This is a genomic window from Lentibacillus sp. L22, from assembly GCF_040812445.1.
GTDB lineage: Bacteria > Bacillota > Bacilli > Bacillales > Amphibacillaceae > Lentibacillus_C > Lentibacillus_C daqui.
In genome coordinates, this window is the sequence record NZ_JBFNXI010000049.1 from 1 (window position 1) to 23,466 (window position 23,466).

22 protein-coding genes are annotated in these 23,466 nt (G+C 41.0%); 9 read left to right on the top strand and 13 right to left on the bottom strand.

Translation table 11 applies throughout. The features are described 5' to 3' along the window. The first annotated feature begins 329 nt into the window (after positions 1–329). Positions 330–728, top strand: a complete 399-nt coding sequence (tagD, locus tag ABRT01_RS15565; RefSeq protein ID WP_269410435.1) for a glycerol-3-phosphate cytidylyltransferase — start codon at positions 330–332, stop codon at positions 726–728. Continuing rightward, positions 721–1,902, top strand: a complete 1,182-nt coding sequence (locus tag ABRT01_RS15570) for a CDP-glycerol glycerophosphotransferase family protein (protein WP_367748395.1) — start codon at positions 721–723, stop codon at positions 1,900–1,902. The genes tagD (ABRT01_RS15565) and ABRT01_RS15570 overlap by 8 nt, the downstream gene beginning before the upstream one ends. 59 nt (positions 1,903–1,961) lie before the next feature. On the opposite strand, the gene ABRT01_RS15575 is transcribed toward ABRT01_RS15570, so the two are convergent. Further along, the gene (locus ABRT01_RS15575) at positions 1,962–2,255 is read right to left on the bottom strand and encodes a type II toxin-antitoxin system RelE/ParE family toxin (RefSeq protein ID WP_367748398.1); all 294 of its coding nucleotides are present in this window, start codon (positions 2,253–2,255) and stop codon (positions 1,962–1,964) included. Positions 2,256–2,261: 6 nt separating this feature from the next. Next, a complete protein-coding gene (locus tag ABRT01_RS15580; protein ID WP_367748401.1) occupies positions 2,262–2,678 on the bottom strand; it encodes an AbrB/MazE/SpoVT family DNA-binding domain-containing protein in 417 nt (138 codons plus the stop codon). Between the two features lie 245 nt (positions 2,679–2,923). Between ABRT01_RS15580 and tagD (ABRT01_RS15585) the strand changes: the two genes are divergently transcribed. The 3 genes from tagD (ABRT01_RS15585) to zwf all read left to right on the top strand — a co-directional run bounded on the left by tagD (ABRT01_RS15585) (position 2,924) and on the right by zwf (position 6,393). Continuing rightward, complete coding sequence (gene tagD / locus ABRT01_RS15585; RefSeq protein WP_269410437.1) at positions 2,924–3,319, top strand: glycerol-3-phosphate cytidylyltransferase; 396 nt, start codon at positions 2,924–2,926, stop codon at positions 3,317–3,319. After that, positions 3,312–4,475, top strand: a complete 1,164-nt coding sequence (locus ABRT01_RS15590; RefSeq protein ID WP_367748404.1) for a CDP-glycerol glycerophosphotransferase family protein — start codon at positions 3,312–3,314, stop codon at positions 4,473–4,475. Before tagD (ABRT01_RS15585) ends, ABRT01_RS15590 begins: the two co-directional genes overlap by 8 nt. Before the next feature lie 433 nt (positions 4,476–4,908). Further along, positions 4,909–6,393 carry a glucose-6-phosphate dehydrogenase gene (gene zwf / locus ABRT01_RS15595; RefSeq protein WP_269410439.1) on the top strand — a complete coding sequence of 495 codons (1,485 nt, stop codon included), beginning with the start codon at positions 4,909–4,911 and terminating at the stop codon, positions 6,391–6,393. Between the two features lie 236 nt (positions 6,394–6,629). On the opposite strand, the gene ABRT01_RS15600 is transcribed toward zwf, so the two are convergent. From ABRT01_RS15600 to ABRT01_RS15625, 6 genes are all read right to left on the bottom strand, one after another. Continuing rightward, entirely contained in the window at positions 6,630–8,087 is a 1,458-nt protein-coding gene (locus tag ABRT01_RS15600; RefSeq protein ID WP_269410440.1) for an APC family permease, read from the bottom strand. 530 nt (positions 8,088–8,617) lie between these two features. After that, entirely contained in the window at positions 8,618–9,772 is a 1,155-nt protein-coding gene (locus tag ABRT01_RS15605; protein WP_269410441.1) for an acyltransferase, read from the bottom strand. Positions 9,773–10,262: 490 nt separating this feature from the next. Further along, a complete protein-coding gene (locus tag ABRT01_RS15610) occupies positions 10,263–11,327 on the bottom strand; it encodes a glycosyltransferase family 4 protein (protein ID WP_269410442.1) in 1,065 nt (354 codons plus the stop codon). A gap of 89 nt (positions 11,328–11,416) precedes the next feature. Next, on the bottom strand, positions 11,417–12,076 hold the full coding sequence (locus tag ABRT01_RS15615; RefSeq protein ID WP_269410443.1) for a TetR/AcrR family transcriptional regulator: 660 nt from the start codon (positions 12,074–12,076) through the stop codon (positions 11,417–11,419). A 13-nt stretch (positions 12,077–12,089) separates the two neighbouring features. Then, on the bottom strand, positions 12,090–13,106 hold the full coding sequence (locus tag ABRT01_RS15620) for an ABC transporter permease (protein WP_269410444.1): 1,017 nt from the start codon (positions 13,104–13,106) through the stop codon (positions 12,090–12,092). Positions 13,107–13,110: 4 nt separating this feature from the next. Next, on the bottom strand, positions 13,111–13,836 hold the full coding sequence (locus tag ABRT01_RS15625; protein ID WP_269410445.1) for an ABC transporter ATP-binding protein: 726 nt from the start codon (positions 13,834–13,836) through the stop codon (positions 13,111–13,113). Between the two features lie 349 nt (positions 13,837–14,185). On the opposite strand from ABRT01_RS15625, the gene ABRT01_RS15630 reads away from it, so the two are divergent. The 3 genes from ABRT01_RS15630 to ABRT01_RS15640 all read left to right on the top strand — a co-directional run bounded on the left by ABRT01_RS15630 (position 14,186) and on the right by ABRT01_RS15640 (position 16,720). Then, positions 14,186–14,929, top strand: coding sequence for a threonine/serine exporter family protein (locus ABRT01_RS15630; RefSeq protein WP_269410446.1), 744 nt, complete (start codon positions 14,186–14,188; stop codon positions 14,927–14,929). A gap of 81 nt (positions 14,930–15,010) precedes the next feature. Next, the gene (locus ABRT01_RS15635; protein WP_439649417.1) at positions 15,011–15,451 is read left to right on the top strand and encodes a threonine/serine exporter family protein; all 441 of its coding nucleotides are present in this window, start codon (positions 15,011–15,013) and stop codon (positions 15,449–15,451) included. A gap of 117 nt (positions 15,452–15,568) precedes the next feature. After that, positions 15,569–16,720 (top strand): acyl-CoA dehydrogenase family protein, encoded by a 1,152-nt coding sequence (locus ABRT01_RS15640; RefSeq protein WP_367748412.1) that lies wholly within the window; start codon positions 15,569–15,571, stop codon positions 16,718–16,720. A gap of 73 nt (positions 16,721–16,793) precedes the next feature. On the opposite strand, the gene ABRT01_RS15645 is transcribed toward ABRT01_RS15640, so the two are convergent. The 4 genes from ABRT01_RS15645 to fabZ all read right to left on the bottom strand — a co-directional run bounded on the left by ABRT01_RS15645 (position 16,794) and on the right by fabZ (position 22,027). Further along, positions 16,794–19,847, bottom strand: coding sequence for an efflux RND transporter permease subunit (locus ABRT01_RS15645; protein WP_269410449.1), 3,054 nt, complete (start codon positions 19,845–19,847; stop codon positions 16,794–16,796). After that, the gene (locus ABRT01_RS15650; protein WP_269410450.1) at positions 19,844–20,701 is read right to left on the bottom strand and encodes an efflux RND transporter periplasmic adaptor subunit; all 858 of its coding nucleotides are present in this window, start codon (positions 20,699–20,701) and stop codon (positions 19,844–19,846) included. Before ABRT01_RS15650 ends, ABRT01_RS15645 begins: the two co-directional genes overlap by 4 nt. A 220-nt stretch (positions 20,702–20,921) precedes the next feature. Then, positions 20,922–21,386: a competence protein ComK gene (locus tag ABRT01_RS15655; RefSeq protein ID WP_269410451.1), complete on the bottom strand. Its 465-nt coding sequence runs from the start codon at positions 21,384–21,386 to the stop codon at positions 20,922–20,924. A gap of 221 nt (positions 21,387–21,607) precedes the next feature. Next, complete coding sequence (gene fabZ, locus ABRT01_RS15660; protein ID WP_269410452.1) at positions 21,608–22,027, bottom strand: 3-hydroxyacyl-ACP dehydratase FabZ; 420 nt, start codon at positions 22,025–22,027, stop codon at positions 21,608–21,610. Positions 22,028–22,261: 234 nt separating this feature from the next. Between fabZ and ABRT01_RS15665 the strand changes: the two genes are divergently transcribed. After that, a complete protein-coding gene (locus tag ABRT01_RS15665) occupies positions 22,262–22,411 on the top strand; it encodes a lmo0937 family membrane protein (RefSeq protein WP_269410453.1) in 150 nt (49 codons plus the stop codon). A 91-nt stretch (positions 22,412–22,502) separates the two neighbouring features. Here ABRT01_RS15665 and ABRT01_RS15670 read toward each other — a convergent pair whose 3' ends face one another. Then, positions 22,503–23,198: a DNA-directed RNA polymerase subunit beta gene (locus ABRT01_RS15670; RefSeq protein WP_269410454.1), complete on the bottom strand. Its 696-nt coding sequence runs from the start codon at positions 23,196–23,198 to the stop codon at positions 22,503–22,505. Positions 23,199–23,466: the final 268 nt, after the last annotated feature.

Consider the following 23,466-nt stretch of genomic DNA (forward strand, 5'->3'; position numbering starts at 1 on the left):
TCAGAAAACAAATCCCAATTCCGAGGATACTCTATTAATTTACACAAACTTATTGACAGTACCATTAACCTTTATACAAAGAACCTAGATAATGCCAGTTGTTCTCCAAGTTTTTCTCTAAGTTCAATTACTAGTATACTAACAATAGTATATTTTGGAAATAAAATCTCAGCATTTTTCAACATAAATTTACATAAACTATTTCTATTCTCTCTTTTCCATAGTATACTAGAATCAAGTTTTCAATTAATTGAAACCATCTTGTTAAGCCGTTGTAATAAGAATATGTTATGTTAGATAAAATTGTGTTCTTCACGGAGGTATGAACAATGAAAAAAGTAATCACATACGGAACATTTGACTTGCTCCACACCGGTCATATCAATATATTGCGCCGTGCCAAGGAATATGGCGACTACTTGATTGTCGCAATTTCCTCGGATGAATTTAATGCAATCAAAGGTAAAAAGGCATATTATTCATTTGAACAACGCAAAGCAATCCTTGAGGCAATCCGCTATGTTGATGAAGTAATCCCGGAAAATAATTGGGAACAGAAAGTAGAAGATGTTCAAAAACACAACATTGATACGTTTGTCATGGGAGATGATTGGGAAGGGAAATTCGACTTTTTAAAGGAATATTGCGAAGTCGTTTATTTACCCAGAACAGTTGGAATATCAACGACCAAGATCAAAAAAGATTTAAAGTTATCCACCAATGGCTAGAGAACTGGCAATTTCAGTATATTTGTTTGTTTTCCGCTTGCTCTTTCGCCTGTTTCAATGGTTTCCCCAAAGGAAAAAGACCGTATTCATTGCTTCTTTTGGGGATAATATTCTGTATACGTTGCAAGAGCTACGAAAACAAACGGATGACCCCGTTGTTATTCTAAAAACCTCCCAATGCAAAGTAGATTTTGAAGATACTACTGCCACCATACTACATTTTCAACCTATTAATCTGTTGCAATGGATTCAATCCATCTATCATATCGCGACTGCCGATAAAATATTTGTTGATAATTACTTTGGCTTTTTGGCGGTGACTGATTTTAAAGCGAATGTCTTATGTATACAATTATGGCATGCGACTGGAGCAATTAAACAATTTGGACTAAAGGATCCATCGATTGTCCACCGTACACAACGTGCTTATGAACGATTTCAAAAAGTTTATCAGCGCTTTACCCATGTTGTTGTCGGATCTGAGAAAATGGCCGCCATCTTCCGGGAAAGCTTTGGACTCAGCAACGAAAGAATATTACGAAGCGGCATTCCACGGAGTGATTTATTTTATGATACTAAGACACAACAACGCATTCAACAAACACTGCGTCATACGTATCCGGTCATTGGGCAAAAAAAAGTTATCCTGTATGCCCCAACCTATCGTGATCATGAATTGAATCAAGTGAATATTGCCCTTGATATTGAAAAAATGTATCATCACCTTCATCAGGACTATGTGCTGTTCCTGCGCCTGCATCCGGCGGTTAAACAGGAATTCCACAATCAATATGACTCGTTTGTTTATGACGTATCCGATATCACGGATGTCAATCATCTATTATTAGTAACCGATATCCTAATCACGGATTATTCGTCAATCCCGTTTGAATTTGCTTTACTGGAGCGACCTATGATTTTCTTCGCATATGATTTAGCTGACTACGAACAACAAAGGGGATTCTCGGAAGTGTACGAAACTCTTGTCCCCGGACCAGTTGTGAACAATACGGATGATATTGTCGACGTTATTGAACATGGCATCTTTGATATCCAGCTCGTTAAGGAATTCGCCAACCAGTGGAATCAATATAATAAAGGAAATGCCAGCCGAACGTTAATAAACGCATTATATAAAGAAGAAGAACAGTATCAAGCAGTGGATCAAAATTAAAGACTATAAGATGAAACTTCATTCAGTGGAGGAAAAGGAAATCCCCGCTGAATGAAGTTTCACTTTATGTACCTCTTTAGTTCTTGGTAAAAGGTTTCCCTTGTACCAGCCATGATAACTACAACTAATTCTCCATCTTGGTTTTCCTCCAAGCGATAAGCCAATTCATAATTAATCCCTTTATATTTAATATCACAACAATAAATACCGGCTAAATCCCCCGTTTTCAATTCACCAATATAAGGATCTAACCGGATTTCTTGAATTTTTTCTAAAAACCGTTTTTTTAATGGCTTTTCCTTCAGTTTTTTAAAGTATCTCTCCGCCGGATTCAAGTAGGTAACGGGCAACAACAATAATCACTCCCATATATCCCCGAAGAGTTTTTTTGTTTGTTCATCGCCATTCCCATCTATTTTTTGAGCAGCTAATTTCGATTCAGCAATCATTTTTTCTACAGCTGGTCGAATTTGGGATTTTCGTTTTTGAAATTCCTTTATTAGGTCCTGACCTTCAAATCCCCGTCCTACAAGGTCTTTAAGAATTTCCTCTGAGAAGTCATCTGCTTTAGGTACTGCTCGTAATACAATTTCATTTCCTCTTAATTCACAAATTACTTCTTGATCAATTCCCAATTTCTCGTAAAAGCTTTTAGGTATTGTAATCTGCCTTTTTTCGGAAACACTAATCCGCTTCGTTTCCACCCGTTTTTTATCAGTCATAGAAGAACGCTCCATTCTTGGACCATTGAAAATTTCATCACCCTTCATTACCATAGTATGACCTCCTTTTATAAAGGATACCCATTTCTTTGTTCAAATTAATTTTTTCTTTGTTTCCTTGCTTTAAGTATAACAATGATTTAAATGAAATGAAACAGTATCATTTTGTCGGGTGTTTGGTTACAAAAATCGTATGTTTTACAGTATAGCTTCATTTGTAAGGGGCAGTTAATTTTTTTATCATTATTTCCCTCGCATTTGTATAATACTAAGGAAAACAATATATCGGAGGTCATTGCATGAAAAAGGTTATCACATATGGAACATTCGACTTGCTTCATACCGGCCATATCAACCTGTTACGCCGGGCAAAGGAATATGGGGACTACTTGATCGTTGCGATTTCTTCAGATGCTTTTAACGAAATGAAGCATAAAACGGCATATTACAGTTTTGAACAGCGTAAAGTTATTCTTGAAGCGATTCGCTATGTAGACAAAGTCATTCCGGAAAACACATGGGAACAGAAGGTAGATGATATCCAAAAATATGATATCGATGTGTTTGTGATGGGTGACGACTGGAAAGGAAAATTTGACTATTTAAGTGAATACTGTGAGGTCGTTTATTTACCGCGAACAGTCGGCATCTCCACAACCAAAATTAAAAACGACTTTGGCAGAAATAATGTTTAGAGAATGGCTGATTACCATATATCTGTTTGTCTTTCATAGCGTTTTTCGGTTATGCCGCGTGTCCCCTCTGCAACAAAAGACAACCCTGGTAGCGACATTCGGTGATAATATCGCCTATACTATTCGAGCTCTGGAAAAGGAAACAAATGAACGATTTGTTATTGTGAAAATGCCAAAATGCGACATTCCCTTTTCTGAAATCACTACACATCAGGTATTAGATTTTAAAGCACCAGTACAATGGCTAAAATCGATTTATCATTTGGCAACATCGCGGGTCATCTTTGTCGATAATTACCTCGGGATCCTGGCAAAAATGAATTTGAAACCACAGGTGATGTGTATCCAATTATGGCATGCAGCTGGAGCGATTAAGCGGTTTGGACTGGAAGATCCGGCTTTCCAAACACGTTCCGATCATGCCAAACAACGAATCCAAACCGCTTATCAACGCATCACCCATATCGTGTGCGGTTCGGAAAAGATGACGCCCATATTCCAAAAAAGCTTTGGTAACCCTGAACTTGCCGTGTTACGAACCGGGATCCCCCGAACTGATTTTTTCTTTCATCCGATTGAAATGAAAAGCGTCCAACTGGTACTGCAACGGAAATACCCGGTGACAAGTGAGAAGAAAATTGTCCTGTATGCACCGACATTTCGTGATTACGACATTGTCCATTCCCATATTCCGATTGATGTGAACAAGTTTTGTGAAGCCTTCTGTGATGATTATGTGTTATTTCTTAGGCTGCATCCGGCGATTAAGCACGATTTTCATAATAAGTACCCCGGCATTGTGTACGATGTTTCCGATGTGAAGGATGTCAGCAAACTGCTTGTCCTAACAGACATATTGATCACGGATTATTCCTCCATCCCGTTTGAGTTTGCCTTATTGGAACGGCCAATAATTTTCTTTGCTTACGATTTAGCGGAGTATCAGCAGACAAGAGGATTCTGGCAGGATTATGAAACACTTGTCCCGGGACCGATCGTTACCAATTCCGCTGACTTAATTCGGGTAATGCATCAAGCAGACTATGATATGGAACGAATTCGTCAGTTTGCAGAGGAGTGGAATCAATATTCAGACGGAAATTCCAGTGAAAACCTGATAAAAGCGGTATATTTTAAGGGATCTATCCCCGGCTAAAGTGGTAAAGTAACAGGGGGACATACGCCCGAATTGTCCCCTTTCATTCCTTGCCCAGTTTACTTGGTTATGATAACTTTAAAAGCAGCATAGTAAGCGTTCGGGGGGATGGGACCATGAATATATCCAAATCGTTGTTCCGAATTCTAAACAAACAGGATTAAACTAACGGAAGGCCGTTTTCTTTTCGTTAGCTTTTCGTATTGATAACAATTTGATGTTCGGCAAAGATCCCGTTTTTGTGTTTCCTCCAAACTGACCTATGCAGGCCCAACCCGCCATAGTTGATTTACCCTTTCAATACCAGTACTATTAAAATATGTTTGCTTCAACAAAAGATTGAATTCAAAAGGAGAAAAAAACAGATTTTTAACAGAAGTTCCCCCTTTTGAATAACGTTAAAGCAGAATTCTAAACAAAGTGAGGCGTTAGCGTGAATATACAAGAAAAACCAAAGGCAATCATTGTCATTTTCGGGGCAACAGGTGATTTGGCCAAACGAAAATTGTTTCCATCGATCTATCGCCTCGTTCAACATGGCAAAATCAGCGGTGACTTTGCCGTTATTGGGACTGCCCGCCGGCCATGGACCAATGATATTTTCCGTGAAAACGTGAAAAAATCAATTGAGAATACCTTGTCAACCAATAAGGATTTAGATACATTTACATCCCATTTCTATTACCATCCATTTGACGTGACGGAGCCATCTTCTTATGTGGAACTGGAGGCACTGTTGCAGACCCTGGAGGGTACCTATCAAACAGCGGGGAACCGCATTTTTTATCTGGCCATGGCGCCGGAGTTTTTCGGGGTTATCGCCAATCATTTAAAAACAAACCATTTAACCGAGAGTACCGGATGGACCCGGCTCGTTATTGAAAAACCATTTGGGCATGACCTGACATCCGCCAAGAAGTTAAACAATGAAATTCGTGCGGCATTTGACGAGGAACAAATTTATCGGATCGACCACTATTTAGGAAAAGAAATGGTGCAAAATATTGAAGTGATCCGCTTTGCCAATGGTATTTTCGAGCATCTGTGGAACAATCGATTTATTTCCAACATACAAATCACTTCAAGTGAATCACTTGGAGTAGAGGAACGAGCCAACTATTACGACCGCTCAGGCGCTGTTCGTGATATGCTGCAAAACCATATGTTACAAATGGTCTCCCTGCTGGCAATGGAGCCACCGATTAAATTAACCACTGAGGAAATCCGCTCAGAAAAGGTGAAGGTATTGCGCGCAATCCGACAAATGCATATAAGCGAGGTAAATAACTATTTTGTCCGCGGGCAATATGGTAATAATGGCGAGGACAATGAACATAGCAGTGGTTATCGCGAGGAGGCACCGGAGCTTTCCGATTCGAACACAGAAACATTTGTCGCGGGCAAAATCATGATCGATAATTACCGGTGGGCAGGCGTTCCCTTTTATATCCGTACCGGTAAACGCATGACCGAGAAGTCCACGAAGATTATTGTCGAGTTCAATGATATTCCAATGAATTTATATTATAAAAATAAACAGGAAAAACATCCGAATTTATTGGTGATCAACATTCAACCGGATGAAGGAATCACCCTTTATCTGAATGCTAAAAAGGCCGGATCCGGAAACCAGACCAAGCCAATTAAACTTGCCTATACCAATCATGAGATTAATGGAATCAATACACCTGAAGCCTATGAAAAACTCCTTTATGATTGCATGATTGGGGACACGACCAACTTTACTCACTGGCAGGAAGTAGCCTTATCCTGGACATTTGTCGATCCGATCCTGCAATCATGGTCAGAAACAAAACCAGATTTTCCAAATTATCCAGCTGGTTCCATGGGGCCTCACGCGGCGAATGAACTACTTGCCAAGGATGGATTCCATTGGTGGCCATTGAACGGGGAATAAGCATAAACCTATTAATGTGCTGTAACGACCTTAAGGTATGGGTAGTTGGAGATAAGCAGTCCGTAAAAAAATAAATCACTGAATGAAGTTTTAATCTATGCAGCCCCAGTATTTGGCATAATTACTGGGGCTTCTATGTATCTGGGATAACCTTCCCATAGCCGGGTAACTTTTAACGTTAACAGCATTATTTCAATGAGGGTAGATAGAAATGAAAAGGTGGTGGTCCATCATTTTCATTCATCTTCTACCTCAATCTTTTTACTTCCCAAGATCAAATAGTTCAATTTCTCTTTAGGGATTTGATTGAATTCCCGCCGTTTCATGAAGTAAAATACAAGGCCAAGGACAATCCAGATAATTAAGGCAATAAGTGATTCCATACCAAGAAATGCTGGTGAACCGGGTACTAATAATAGCGCAATAAACGTCAAACTTGCCAGCATTCCGACAATCGCAATCAATTTCTTTCCCGGGGCAACTACATTTTTTTTCGGGTTATGTTGACTACCCGCTGACCATTTAAAAATCATATTGGCGGTATAGCACGTATAGAAATACGCAATCGACACGCCAATCGATGACATGTCAACGACCCATAATAAAGCTTGCCGGCCAAACCACGGTGCAAGCATAGCAATGATCACAGTAAAAATGATACCTACATACGGCGTCTTATATTTTGGGTGCATTTTCGAGAATATGCCGGGTAATATTTTTGCCCGTGACATAGCAAATAGCAGACGGCTGGACGAAATGATAAATCCATTTAATCCAGTAAAAATACCCATACTCAATGCCACTGCAAGAATAACTAATCCCAGTATCCCGATCACATCGGTAACTGCGACTGCGGTTCCCCATAGATAATTTCCGGCTACAAGTTGTTCCCATGGTGCAGCCATCGCTGTCGCAAGTACCATTAAACTATATAAAATTCCGGAAACCAGAATTGCCATGATAATCAATCCGAATGCTTTTTTAGAGGAAAAGTTGAATTCCTCCGCGACCTGTGGTACATTATCAAATCCGATGTAAGCCCATGGTGCAATCGCAACAATCGAAATAATAGCTGCAAATGATGTGGTATGTGCCGGGAACAGTGGTTCAACATTGGCAAAAGTGGTTTTCGGGCTTCCCCCTACTAAAATAACAATCGCAAGCACCCCTGCCAACATAATACAGCAAAAGATAAATTGTACTTGTCCGGTCAGGCCTGTCCCACGAATATTTAAATAGCCAAAAACCAGCAGAACCAGAACGGCAATGATAATCTCCATGCCATATACCTTCCAGCCAGCAATCTGATATAGCGGCAAATTCTCAATAACCTTTGGGAAAACAAATTTGAACATTAAAGCAAATGCGGACGCGTTAAGGGCAACAATACAAATGTATCCAAGGGTTAGAAACCACCCACAGATAAACGCATGGGTTCGTCCCAAACTTACAAAAGCATAAGCAAATTCACCGCCTGAAACGGGGAAGCTTTTAATTAAAAATCCGTAACTGACAGCAATGAGCATCATCAATGCGGCGCCAATTAAAAAGCCAATAATCACACCAAGTGGTCCGCCATCCTCCATCCAGACAGTCGGCTGTACAAAAGCCCCCCAGCCAATCGATGAACCAAGAGCAATTGCCCAGACCCAGTGTGGTTTTAATGATTTCTTCAATTTCTGTCGTTCTTCCATGCTGAATAAGACTCCTCATGTTTGTTATATTTTCTATCGGTTCCGTTCACCAAATTATGGAGTGAATCACACAATCTTTTATGTCTGACAGCTGTATAAAGTTGCAGATGGACAGGTGATGGTTATAGATGAATGGAGTGACCTTTTGTGAAGATATCTCTTTTAAGTTACGTGTTTAAAAAGGGTAAAAAGGACAGAGAAGCCCGAGTCGCGTGGCTTTGGACACCAGGCTTCCATAGGATGTGGTGACTTCTGCGTTGCCCACAGGTCGATAGGCAATTTTAGCAGAAGCCCCCCCTATCGAACATCCTTATAAGAAGAAATACCAGGTCTACCAATATCGGAAAATGTGAGTGGCATCTAATAGCAAGCACTTTATGCACTATACACGACACCTATTAAAATGTTTTACATAGTGGGCAACGTTGTCTGGTAAAATAACCCAACCGCTTTGTCCCTTCCATGCACTTCAACCAACGTTAGGACCAATTCCTTCTTAATGTGCCACATTACCTAACAGGCAATACCTTTTATTGATATTCCGGCTTTCCACCTTTAACTCTAATCCAGGAAGACTTTTTCCCCACAATCGCAGACCGGATGAATTTTTTTCCAAACTGTAACCGGTTATAGAACAGATAGGCAATGATAAAGACCATGGGAGTTAACACAATTTTCCATAGTACCGTATGCTCAACTGACACAAGATCCAACCGCTGCATCATGATTCGGATGGATTCCATAATAAATACGTGCGAAACATAGATTCCTACTGCATTCGCCCCAATTTTAGCGAATAGCGTACCTTTGCCAACCTGGCTATGCTGGAGCACCAGTAGGAACAAAAATAAAACCAATGGGATGGTCGACAGAAAATAATTTTCGGCTTTACCATCGAACACTTGTAGAGTGATAAAACCTTCCAACACCTGCATAATGAATAACGATGCCAGACAAATAATCGCAATTCTGGTTGGGATTTTCTTGGCAAATGCAGTAACAGCCGGCTCATATTTTGCAGCAATTCCCCCGAGCATTACATAAAATAGCGCAAAAAAGAGGGTATCCCTTGTATTCAGTGATACATCGTAAATAAAAGAATAAGATTGACCGAACAGGCCAAACAGATTAAATCCGAGGCTAACGACTAATACTACACGCATGAGTCTGACTTGCATAAATACATATAATAGTACAATCGCCCAGATTAATGCTGGCAAAAACCACAAATGATATTCCGGCCATCTAGATCCCAGATAAATCGCATTCCACCAGTCAAAGTTGCCGATGTAATCGGTAAACATATTTTTCAAGGCGGTACCATTTTTTTCTGTTTCTATAAACCTTAAGACAAGTTCGAATAAGAAATAAAAAGCGAACCATGCCACATAGAGCTTTACCAATTTGACAATGTACTTTCTTACATATTGGGTCTGCCTTTTGAACACTGCTTCCGGATGACTCAACTGAATCTTATTCAGCTTTTGCACAAATAAATAACCTGATACCACAAAGAAAAATGGTACCGCAAATCGCGCAATTGTATTAATGATAAAATTAACCTCATCACCATTTACGGTGCCAAGCTCTACACCTTTCACTGTGTTAGAATGTATAGTCACAACAAAAAAAATCGCAAAACATTTCACATAATCAATCATATAATTCCGTTCCACTTGTTGCACACATCCTCTTCCTTCTTGACCCCTCATTAATAAAATAGATGTGTATCCAATTCCAAGTTCTATTCTTTACCCCGTTTATCAGTACAGACCTGGATTTTATTATACCGTTGTACAAATTAATATTCTCTATACTTTAAAACATTCGATGGATAGACTCATAAACTGGGGGGTTGCACGCGTTGGCGATTGTCAAACCAAAAAATGGGGATTTTCGATAAAAACGGCGGAATTGAGTATAAATGTCATGAAAACCTTTGGAGAGAATTGAGCATTGTTTATAAGTGGGAACCGGGTAATCGGTGGCTCAGTACTTCTAACAGCCAAGCGGGATGTCCCTGCCTTTGCCAAATCTAAAGGTCTAATTTCCCCGGAATTACCCAGTTTCCAAAAGGTGGTGGGGCAGGTTACTTATCCGGCTTATCTTTATTGATTGAATATTTTAGGGTGTGTATTGTTGGGGCACTTTCCGTTCATGACGAGGCTCCTGTTTTTACGCTCTTTTAAACATTTTCCGCAGCAAGTCGATGACAGGGCGTTTTCCGTTCATCACCAAGCCACCGAGTTCAGCAAGGAAATGGAAAAGCACGAGTACGAAAAGGATGATAATGACTGCTGTCGTCATGGTTGCGTTTGACAACAATATGGCGATGGCTCCAAATAACGCACTGAATCCATAAATGATCCAGACACTTTGCCGGTGACTGAATCCTTTTTCAATCAATTGATAATGAATATGCTTGTTATCCGGCAGCATGATGCTTTGCCCATTACGGAACCTGCGCACGATCGCAAACACAGTATCCAGAATAGGAACCGCCAGCAGGATGACCGGAATAATAAAACCGAACAAGGTGATATTTTTAAATAAGCCAAGGATGGAGACGACCGCAATCATATAGCCAAGAAAATTGGATCCCGTGTCTCCCATGTAAATTTTGGCCGGGTAGAAATTGTGGAACAAAAAACCAATATTGGCACCAATCAGCGTAATGCAAAAATAAGCTGCCAACAAGCGCACATCAATAATCGCCATGATAAACATCGATAAAAAGGCGATTGTAGTGACTCCTGCTGCCAGACCATCAAGTCCGTCAATCAAATTAATTGCATTGGTGATACCAACAATCCATACCAGTGTTACCAGGACGCTAAGAAAACCCAAGTCAACCAGTCCGAAAACGGGAATCGTAATTTGGTCAATAATCAGCCCTGCAGAAATCAGGAACGATGCCGCAATCACCTGTCCTGTCAACTTAAAGGTTGGACGAAGCTGGTATTTATCATCAAGCATACCGGTAATAATAATCACGATCGCCCCAAATAATATTTCCTTGAAGTAGGTACCAAATGGATGCAAATAAACCATGCCAAGAAACATACCAATAAATATTGCCAAGCCGCCAAGCCTCGGCATGATTTGTCGATGGATTTTCCGTTTGTTCGGCACATCCATAATCCCAAGCTTGATAGCCAACTTTTTGACCGGAAATGTAATGAGTAATGTACTAACAAGTGCAATCAGAAATGCGATAGACAGATCACCAAAATAAACCATAATGAACTCCTAGTAGATCAATTTTTTTGATTATACCGGCACATACAAGATATTAACAAATAACAGAAAGAACTTGACTTAGGTTTTTCCTATTTGCCAATTCCATGCATCAGGTAGTCAATGGTTTGCTTGATCTCCGTCTCATCATCCCATGCACGATCCGGCTGAATAATAAATCTGGTAAACAAAAAGCCAATAATCGCCGGACCAATCATCCGGATAATTTGGTCGTTTGGAATGTCGCGCAACTCACCTTTTTCTTTATAAAAATCAAATGTTTTCTGCATTGCCGGGATTACTTTTTCCAAAGCCGTTTTTTTCAGTGCGTCTTGTAGTTCCGGATGAAAGGCCAATTCCTGTATCAGAATTTTGATTAATGGAACATTGTCTTTCACAAACGAAAACCGGTTTTTAATTAGTAAATATAAAAAGTTTTGCAAGCTCGTGTGGTGATGATGGAATACTTCATCGACAAATTTACCAGCAAACGTCGGGATCATAAATTGCGCGATCACCGGATGAACAATGGCCATCAACAAATCCTTTTTCGTCTGATAATGACGGAAAATCGTCCCTTCAGCTACACCTGCTCGTTTGGCAATTTCGCTGGTTGATGTGGCAGCATAGCCTTTTTCAGCAATTAGTTCAATCGCTGCTTCTAAAATCTTGATTTGTTTCGGTGTCATGTTTTCCGTTTGCTTGATTATATTTGTAAATGAATGGGATGCTGAATGGTTGTTATCTTCCATGAAATATCGTCTCCTATAATTTACGGTGCTTCTTTAATGCTACTACATTAAGCAAAATGAATACCAATGAAAAGCCAAGCAAAACCAGAATATCTGTTAGGACCGAGTGAAGCCCCTGTCCCCGGAGCATGATTTCCTTCAATGCATCACCGCCATAGGTTAACGGCATGATTTTACCAATGGCGTTAATCCAGCCAACCTGTTCAGTGTGAAAGATTCCGGAAAAAAATACTTGTGGGACAATGACAATAGGGACAAACTGAATCATCTGGAATTCATTTTTGGCGTATGCCGATAATAGTGTACCCAGGCTTTGTGCTGCAATTGCCAGCAGAAATGTAATGCATAAGACAGAGATGATTGATCCTGCCATATACATTCGCAGTACATAGACCGAATAAAGAACAATAATAATCGACTGGATGATAATAAACACGCCAAATCCGCCCATGTAACCTACAACAATTTCAAAGCGTCGTAATGGGGTTGCCAGCAGTCGTTCCAGTGTTCCTTGTGTCCGCTCTCGTAAAAATGATACTCCACTTAACAAAAAGACAAAAAAGAACACGAAAAACCCAATAAGGACTGGCCCAATATTATCAAACAGTTGTAAATCACTTGATCCGTGTAAAAAATGGATGTCCATATCCAATGCCCGCGGATTTAGCTGTCTGGATACTTGGCTGAATAATTGCTGTACGGCCTTGCTTGCAGTCGGATCACTGCCTTCCATCGTTAGTTCCGGCTGCTTCTTTCCCCAAGACAAATGGGCATCGATCGTATTATTCTGCAATGCCGCCCTTGCCTCTTGATCACCCATAACCTTGATGTTGGCGTCCTCTTCTTCCAAAATGTTCTGGACAGCATCCGGCGCATCAGTAATCGCAATGACAGGTTCGTATGCTTTCATATCCAATACGACCCACAATAGTGTCAGGACAAATAATGGTGCGATAAATAATAACGCCAGACTCCGCTTATCCATTTTAAACTGCAAAATAATCCGTTTAATAATTGACACGATACGCATTCTCTCACCCCTTTGAAGCTGTTGTTTCGCCGCCATAGTATAAAAATGCTGCTTCCAATGATTCAGTTTCACTTTTTTCCATTAATTCATTCGGACTGCCATGGGCAATGACGTATCCATTCCTTAGCAATGCCAGACTGTCGCATTTTTCCGCTTCATCCATCACATGGGTCGTTACGATAATCGTTGTTCCCTGTTTTTGCAGCTCCTTTAGATCCGCCCAAATAGAAGCCCGCAAAACCGGGTCAATACCAACAGTTGGTTCATCCAAAATAAGCAACTTCGGCTGATGTAACAAGGCAGCCGCCAATGACATTCTCCGTTTCATCCCACCCGAATAGTACTCCAGTGTTTTATCCAGATGGTCGGTTAAATTCACCATCTTGGCAACCTGTTTAATCCGTTCCTCCCGCTCACGTTTTGGAATCCGGTAGATGCCCGCAAAAAAGTCTAAATTTTGCCTTGCTGTTAATTCCCCATATAATGCGTCGGATTGCGCCATATAGCCAATCTCCTGCATGACGTTTAACGAGGGTATCCGTTCTTGATCAATGGTTACCGCACCACTAGTCGGCTCTAAAAGTCCAATGATAATCTTCACCAATGTCGTCTTTCCTGACCCAGAAGGCCCAAGCAGTCCGAATAATTGTCCTTCAGGTATCGTAAAATCAATGTTCCGTAAAACAATCTCCTTTTCAAAACGATGCTCAATTTGATGCAACTTGATCATCTTTTATCCCCTCCCATTTTTAATGGTTTATCTGTTGTAAGTGATTACTCACATTATACGAGGAATGAACCGATTTGTAAACATGAATCATTTTTTCATGCATACATATTATTGGACATCACATAATGGAGGTTGACATCGAACGCCTCCTCGATGAATGAATCAAACCTCCATACGTCATGATATAACCTAAATACGTGGCAATGAAAGTTTTGCCCAGGACGTATTTGGGTTGGTCACCACGGAACCGGAACTTTGCCTCAATCTGTTTTACTTCCCATTTGTACCCCTTCCCCTTATACTATTGACAGGTATTTGCATGTATTTCCGTATGTGAGGTGTTTTTGGAATGAATGATCCTATTTCTGTTTCCATGGTCTGTATGCTGGCGGGAAAAATTACACTGGAAAGCGGTGCCGAAACACACAGAGTAGAAGACACCATGAATCGTATTGCCTCTGCATTCGGGCTTGAAGATGCACAAAGCTATGCTACACCAACCGGCATCAATTTTTCATCGGGTCCAGCCGAATCAACCAACTTTATCCGAATTTCCAACCGCTCGACGGATTTGCATAAAATCGCGAATGTAAATGATATTTCACGGAAAATTACTGCTGGTGAAGTGGATCTGCCCGGCGCTTTAAAACTATTAAAAGAAGTAGACCGAGCCAAATTAACATTTCCGGGCTGGATGCAAATTATTTCTGCTGCATTTGTCAGTGGCAGTTTTGCATTTATGTTTGGCGGGACATGGCTCAACTACCTGCCAGCTTTTTTTATTGGTGGATTGGGATTTGCCGCCTTGATTGGTTGTGACCGGTTCATTAACACGCGTTTCATTTCAGAATTTCTTGCTTCTATCCTGATTGGCCTGTTGGCGTTTATTTCTATTTATTGTGGGTGGGGGTCCGATTTGAATAAAATCATCATCGGTGCGGTAATGCCCCTGGTACCTGGTTTGCATATTACCAATGCTGTTCGCGATTTAATGGCAGGTCATTTAATCGCCGGTCTCTCCAAAGGTGTTGAAGCATTTTTAACTGCCTTTGCGATTGGGGCAGGTGTAGCTGTTGTGATTGGAATAATATAAGTTTTAAAAAACAGCCTCCTTTAATCTTGTGTTTGCATTTCTGTGCAGTTGAAATTTTAAACAAAAAGGAGTATGACGCCTATGATTATAATAATCGTTACACAACTTATCACCAGCTTTATTGCCGCTGCTGGGTTTGGCATCATATTCAACGCCCCGAGGCAGTCACTTATCCAATGTGGATTAATTGGCATGTTAGGGTGGATACTTTACTACTGGCTAGTTGAACAAGGAATGAATGTCGTTCCTGCAACTGTATTAGCCGCAATGTTAGTTGGTGCGTTAAGCCAAATTTGCGCTAAACTTTATAAAACACCTATTATCATTTTTATTGTATCAGGAATTATCCCGCTTGTACCCGGCGGAAGTGCATATGATGCTATGCGCCACTTTGTCGTCAATGATTATTATACAGCCGTCCAATTATCCACCAAAGTTATGCTGCTATCAGGCGGCATTGCTATCGGCCTCATGTTTTCCGAGGTAGTCAACCAACTTATTATCAAACTAATTAGAAGATAGCGGGACAGAGGGGCACAATGATATTATTGAAATTTTCGTTAAACTATGGGATAATATTTCCCACAATTCCAACCATGTTTATCAAAATAAATAACAATCATCAATGGAGGGATAATAATGAATCTATTAGAACTGGATTCAATGGAGGAACGAATCAATCTATTATCTAAAACAGTAAAACCTTTTACAGAACGTGCATCAAAGCATGATGAAAATGTATCATTTCCTTTTGAAAACTTTCACGATTTAAAGGAAATTGGTTATCCGGGATTAACCTTATCAAAGGAATACGGGGGATTAGGCATATCACTTTATGAAATGCTACGCCATCAAGAGATTATTGGAAAGGCAGATGGATCAACCGCACTTGGCATTGGCTGGCATATGGGGATTATGCAACACCTTTCTCAAAATGAAATTTGGGATAAAGAAAAATTTGCAGCCGTTGCACATGATGTAAGAAAAACTGGTGCATTACTTAACAACGCCGCATCGGAGCCAGCTACAGGAAGCCCTACCCGCGGCGGTAAACCGGAGACCTTTGCAATAAAAGACGGTACAGGATGGGTTATTAATGGTAGAAAGACATTCACCACACTTGCCCCTATTCTTAGTTATTTTGTTGTCAGTGCTTCCATCGATGGCACTGATGATGTAGGAAATTTCCTAATAAAACGCGAAAGAGAAGGCGTACGGGTTGAGGAGACATGGGATTCCATCGCTATGCGTGGTACAGGAAGTCATGATCTTGTACTGGAAAATGTCCATGTTGAAAAAGATGATCTTGTGGAAATTCTATCATCTGGTAAAAAGAAACCAGCTGGCTGGCTTTTACACATTCCTGCTTGCTACCTGGGAATCGCACAAGCCGCACAACAAGCTGCCTTGGAATTTGCAACTAATTATTCGCCTAATAGTATTAAAGGAACCATTTCTGAATTACCAAATGTCAAACAAAAGCTCGGAGAAATGGAACTCAGCATCCTGGAAGCTAAACATTTTCTTTATTCCGTTGCCAAGAAATGGGATGAAAGCGATGAAGCAACACGGGATACAATGGGACCTGAGCTTGGGGCAGTTAAATTATCTGTTGTAAATAAAGCAGTACAAGTAGTTGATTTGGCAATGAGAATCGTTGGCGCGCGCAGCCTATCCAAGAAAAACAATTTGCAACTCTATTACCGCGATGTCCGGGCAGGGCTTCATAACCCACCAATGGATGACATGACAATTATGCAGCTTGCTGAAAAATCAATTACAGAACATTAGGAACAGAGGAGATGCGCAAGGGGGAACCTTGAAACCAAGCGGGACAAAAGATATTCCTTCTGTCCCGCTTGGTTTATTTTTCCCTTCTTGTTATTTTTGCTGTCAAGTCGTCAAACAGGGTATAGACAACCGGAATCAGTAATAGCGTAAAAATACTGGAAACACCCAGGCCGAAAATGATTGTTACGGCAAGTGGCTGTTGTATTTCCGCCCCTTCACCCAATGCCATGGCAAGTGGAACCATTCCAAAGATCGTTGTTAAAGTGGTCATGAGGATTGGCCGCATCCTGCTCGGACCTGCCTGGATAATGGCATCGTAGCGTTCAATCCCTTTTCGCCTCAGGATATTGATATAGTCAACAAACACGATCGAGTTGTTGACGACAATACCGGCAAGCATGATAATCCCGATAAATGCCGGGATACTTAATGACAGGCCTGTTACCAGCAATCCGATCACAATTCCGATTACCGTGGCAGGTATGGAGAACATAATAATAAATGGAAACAGGAAATTCTCAAATTGGACTGCCATCACCGCATAAACAAGAAAAATCGAAAACACGAGCGCCATGGCTAAATCCGAAAAGGAATCCGCCATATCCTCAGCCTGACCGCCAATATCGTAACTATAGCCGTCAGGAAAATTCATGTCACCCAGACGCGTTTCAATATCTTTTACAATACTTGCCAAATCACGATCAACGATATCACTGGTGACATTGATTTGCGGTTGCTGATTTTCCCGATTTAATGTTGCCGGCCCTTGTACCTCCTCAAAGGCTGCCACCTCTTCCAATGGGATTGTCTCTCCCTGTGGTGTTTGGATGGTCATATTCTCCAGATCACTAATTGTGCTGTTTTCTTCTTCCGGATACATGAGTGTAACATCCATCTCATGGCCTTCCTCACGATATTTGGTAGCCATCTGACCGGTAAACAACATCTGGATCTGACCGGAGATTTGTTCTTGCGTTAAACCATACATGGCAGCTTTTTCTTTATCAATGGTAACGGTTTGCTGTGGAACTCCTTCCGATGCCGATGATTCCGGATTATAAACACCTTTTATATTGGAAATTTCGTCGACCACCCGATCGCCAAGTTTGCTTAGTTCTTCATGTTCCGGACCTTTCAGTTGAATTTGCACCGGATTGCCCATACCGACACCACTATCCATCGCACTTACCTTAATATCTGCACCAGCAATGTCCTGCAAGTCACCATTAATCTTTTGCACAATCGCTGTGGTTGTTTGTTCACGCTCAGATGCTGGGACAAGCTGCATATTAAAGGTTGCTACGTTTCCTTGTGCCGCAAGACCCAATTCACCATTGCCAATCTCGGCATAATCAGTTTCCATCAGATCATCATAGCTTTTTAACCGGTCATTGATCTTATCAACTATTCCTTCTGTATAGTCAAGTGAACTACCCTCTGGCGCCTCCACCTGAATTTGGATTTGCCCTTCGTCTGATGACGGAATGAATTCTGCTCCAATAAATGGAATCAGACATAAACTGGCAATGATTGCTGCGAGTGTGCCAAAAATGGTCGATTTCCGATGCCCGAGCACCCATTTCAACACACCGACATACGCATTGTTCACACGTTTTAGCACACGATCAAACCAATACCGCCGTCCGTTGTCCTCCATTGCCTTTGATAATAATTTCGACGACAGCATCGGCACTAGCGTAACCGCAGCAATTAGTGATGCAATCAAGGAAAACGATACAGTCAGTGCAAGTGGTGTAAACAAATCGGATGCAATACCCTTCACATAAATCATTGGCAAAAACACCACTACAGTAGTCGTTGTTGAAGCAATAACAGCAGGTGCCATTTCGGAAGCCCCTTTTGTTGCGGACTCAAATAAACTATAGCCACGCTGCCGATATGTAAAAATATGTTCCAAAATAACAATCGAGCTGTCGACCATCATTCCAAGCCCGAGCGCTAACCCGCCTAGTGTCAATACATTCAACGTCTCACCGGTAAAATACATTAACGCAAAGGTGGTAATAATCGCAATCGGAATCGAAATACCAATAACAATCGTTGCCCGAATGCTTTTTAAGAATAAGAGTAACACCAGGATGGAAATAATCCCGCCTAGCAAAATATTTTGGACAACAGAGTTAATCGATAGTTTAATAAAGTCAGATGTATCAATAAGGACATTTAAATCAACGCCATCAGGCAGCTGGTTTTTGATCTCATCCATGCTGTCTCTGATATTATCAGCAACATCTACTGTGTTTGCATCGGTTTTCTTCATAAAGGATAACACAACAGATGGCTCGCCATTGACAAGTGTTTTTGTTCCCTGTGCTTTAAATGTATCTTTGATTTTAGCAACATCGCCAACATGAATTTTCGTGCCGTTTTCGGTCTGAACAATCGTTTGATCAATATCCTCAAGTGAGTCAAATTCGCCGGTTATACGGATTTGCAAGTCCTGATTTCCTTTATCAACGGAACCTGCTGAGGTGGATTGATTGGTGCCATTCAATGCTTGCACGAGGGTATCCGCGGTAATCCCATACTGCTGCATTTTAGCCTGATCCAGAACGAGCTGGATTTCTCGCTCCTTGCCACCTTCTACAGAGACTGACGCAACGCCGCCTTGTCGTTCAAAATATGGAGTCAGTTGTTCATCAGCAACATCAGTCAGATTTGCTGCATCTTCCCCGGTGAGGCCGACCCACATGACTGGCATTTGTTCCGGGTTAAAGCGGAGGACACTTGGATCACCAGCATCATCTGGCAGTGCTCCCTTTACCTGATCAATTTTTTCCCGGACATCGATTAAAGCCTGATCCAAATCGGTGCCGTTTTTAAACATCATCATCACCAGTGAAGAACCAGATTGGGATTGTGTCTGCACGGTTTCAATACCTTCAATGGAACTAACCGATGACTCAATCGGGCGACTTACCAGATTCTCAACTTCTTGTGGCGCAGCATCTTCATATGTGGTCGCAACTACGGCAATGGGGAGATCGATTTTCGGGAACAAATCCACCACGAGATTCCGCATCGATACGAAACCCAATGCGAGAATCGCCAATACGATCATGATTACCCCAACCGGTCGTTTGACAGAGGTGTTGACTAGTTTCACGATGGATTCCCCGCTTTCACCACATTAACCTTACTGCCATCCGCAAGTGTTTGCTGACCGCTTGTTACTACTTTATCGCCCTTTTTCACATTACCTTTAACCGCTGATTCATCCGATTGTGTTTCTTTCACGGTTATTTCTGTTTTTTTAACCGTATCATGATTTACGATGTATACAAATGATTGATCATTCTCCTTCACAATCGCTGCAGTTGGTACAATCAGCGCATCTTTTACTTTTTTGACAGGCAAGTAAAGTTTTGCCACCTCACCGGGTATCAACTTTTCCTTATCATTATCAAAAGTTGCCTCTATTGGGTATAATCCTGTATCATTTGGCATTTTATCAATGGACGAAATGGTTGCCTTTACTTCCTTCCCATTGATAACCGCTTTATGTTCGTCATCCTTGGTGAATAAATCCATTTCATCAGCTGTGGCATCAACTTTAATTTTCAATGAATCCAAATCGGCAATCACTGCTAACGGATCAGAATTCGATACCACTGATCCTTCATCGGCAGACAAGCTGGTGACAATGCCGTCATTTGGTGCATAAATATGGTTGTCACCGGAAAGAATAGCGATTAAATCATCTTTTTCGACTTCATCACCATTCTCCACTTTAAGCGTCTTTATTTCCCCAGGCGTTTCAACCATAATCGGTGTGGACGAGTCCGGAGCGGTACGGCCATAAACCGTCTTTTCCGTTACCAAATCACCCTGCTCAACCTTGGCAGTTTCCACAGGCGTAACCGATTCTGCTTTCTTTTCCTTTGCATCATCGTCTGAACTGCATGCTCCAAGTAAACCAACAAACATCAATACTACCAATGATAAAAATAGTCTGCGCATCTATGTAACTCCTCTTTTGGGACAGGTCCACCCGTGTTCTAATATTTCATCCATTCTCATCATACATGGATTCAATTACTTGAAGCAAGTATTATTTTCAAAAAAAAGAAAGTATAAAAGTTGCACTTTATTCTGTTAAACCAGGATAAACCACGTCCAGCTCAGCACCTGACAAGTAGCTAATCGGGCACTTCTGCCTTTATTCTTTTTCTAATCTTGGTCAATGGAAGAAAGGATGGTTCATTTGCGCAATAACATGACTCGTCCTTTTAAATTGCATATCAATTGCACTTACTGAAGCATTAACATAGAGGCCTGATCCGTCATGAAAGGCAATAAATGTTTTATCGTCCCGCTGTTCGTAATCGTATATATGGTAATACGAAATCCACACGCAATCACTGTTTTTAATGGAAGCCGTTGGTAACATGTACACATCTTTATGCGGCGCTACCGGTATAGGAAGCTTGCTGCGGGTTTTTAAAATTTTCCCTGCTGCATTTCGTCTCCCTATTAATGTAGAACCGTTAATTTCACAGCTATGATCAATTATGCACTGTGGTTTATATATGGATGTTCTTTTTCGCCCTGTTTCCAGGATTAAAGAATGATAATAACTGGAACCCTTTGTAATAATGGCTTTGGTTTTTGGTGTTATGACATAAATCGGTGAAGGTGATTTCACCGTCCTCCCCCCTCCTATCATTATGAGACTATTATACTATTTTCATAATAATATTCAAACTAAAGTAACATTTATTTAAATAATATTTACCAAGATTAGCACTTTGTTCCTATTCGTTTGTTACCTTGAAAATAAAAATACGGACAGTACATTCCGTTTTGCTATTCCTGTGCTGGAAAAGAAAAACGAAGGAACTGTCCGCTATCATACATTTTTTAGTTTCACTTTATCGCAAACATAATTTCTGCTTCACAGGCAAGTTCACCATCGACTGTTGCTATTCCTTTGCCTTTACCGATTGGTCCCTTTAACCTGAGAATCTCAACCTCTAATTTCAATTGATCCCCTGGCTTGACTTGCCGCTTAAACCGGCATTTATCTACACCTGCCAAGAATCCAATTTTCCCCTTATTCTCTTCCTTGCCCAACATAGTAATCGCACCAACTTGGGCAAGCGCCTCAATAATCAAGACGCCAGGCATAACCGGATAATCGGGAAAATGCCCTTGAAAGAACGGTTCATTGATTGATACATTTTTGATTCCGGCTACCCGTTTACCCTCATCTACCTCCGTAATTTTATCCACCAATAAAAACGGATAGCGATGGGGGAGAGTTTCTTTTATTTCCTTTGTGTCCATGTAACATTCGCTCCTTTTTAATGGTTCAAAAAGAGGACAATCCATCTTTTGAACAAACATTTTTTCCTTTCGTTTCTACATTATAACAAATAGAATGGTAAATCGTCGGGATCATTGTCACCCGGGTTTTGACCACAACGTTCCAAGAAGTATGTTTTTGCCTTTCATACTGGCTCCAAATCGCGAATAGATCGTAAAAAAATCGGGAATGTTAACGATGAGGAGAGTGATACGATGCTTTGGACAATCTTTATCATCCTGATCGTGCTGTGGTTACTCGGATTAATCTTTAAAGTTGCCGGTGGTCTTGTCCATATTTTACTCATTATTGCCATTATTGTATTGATCATACGACTGGTGACGGGCGGAAAAAAGCAAAACTAACTCCCAAAACAGCCACATTCGTCCAAATAGGTCAGGCGTAAAATAGTTCATACGAAAAGCATGGCCCGTATTCACAACCATGCTTTTTTAATCACTTTTCTTGCTTTACAATATCTATAATATGCTGCCATGTGCTTTTATGCAACGCATCAAGCGGATGGCCATCACCTATGCCCCCATATCCGATCATTAAACCGATCATCAGCGCTACCAAAGAAAGCCCGAGGACGACAATGATTCGCAGCCAAATGGGAAAAATACGTCGTCTCGGCTTTTTATGTTGCCGTTTTTGCTGCTTTTTTAATTGTTTAAATTGCTCGCGGGTTTGCACTTTACCAGTTTCATCTGATTCCGGAATCGGTGCTGGTGCGGCCGCCTGTTTTTTACGTGTTTTCCTTGTTTGTGTATCAGGCTTGTCAGGTTGAACCGCCACACCTTGTTTTGCTTTCGCTCTTTGTTGCTTGGCATATTTTATTTTTTCTTTCCATACTTGCCACCACTTTTTCAGGTATTTCATGAGCAAGTGCGCAAATTCTCTTAATTTCCAGGAAGTCTTTTTTGCCAGTTCCTTCAAAAAGACATATAATTTGCTAAGTAATTTCTTTGTCCTTATTAACAATTCCTGCAAAATATCACGAAATTTGACAAGCATTGGCTTAGCTTTTTCTGTCGCTTGTTTCAGTACACGCTGCAACCAGTTCAACACTTGCTTTCCTTTTTGTTGCGTGCGTTCTAAAAAGTTCTTGTTTGGTTCAGGCTTTTTCTGTTGATTCGGATTAGTGGACATGGCGGTTCTCCTTACTTCCTGCTACATGGTGCTTCATCGCAGTACGGAAAATCTATAATCGGTTTAAAGAGGAAGTTCAAAAAGTCCGGTAAAAATGACATGCCCCTGCAAAAGGGGTATGCCGACGCCTGAGCGCAAGCCCGTTTTTAGTCGGCCTTCATTTGAAGAACTCGTCGGCTTGCTTTACCGCTCCTCATGTACCTTCTATGTACACTCCGGTGCTCAAAGCTACGCCGCCTAGAACTTCTCGGTCCTTTTTATCCTCCTT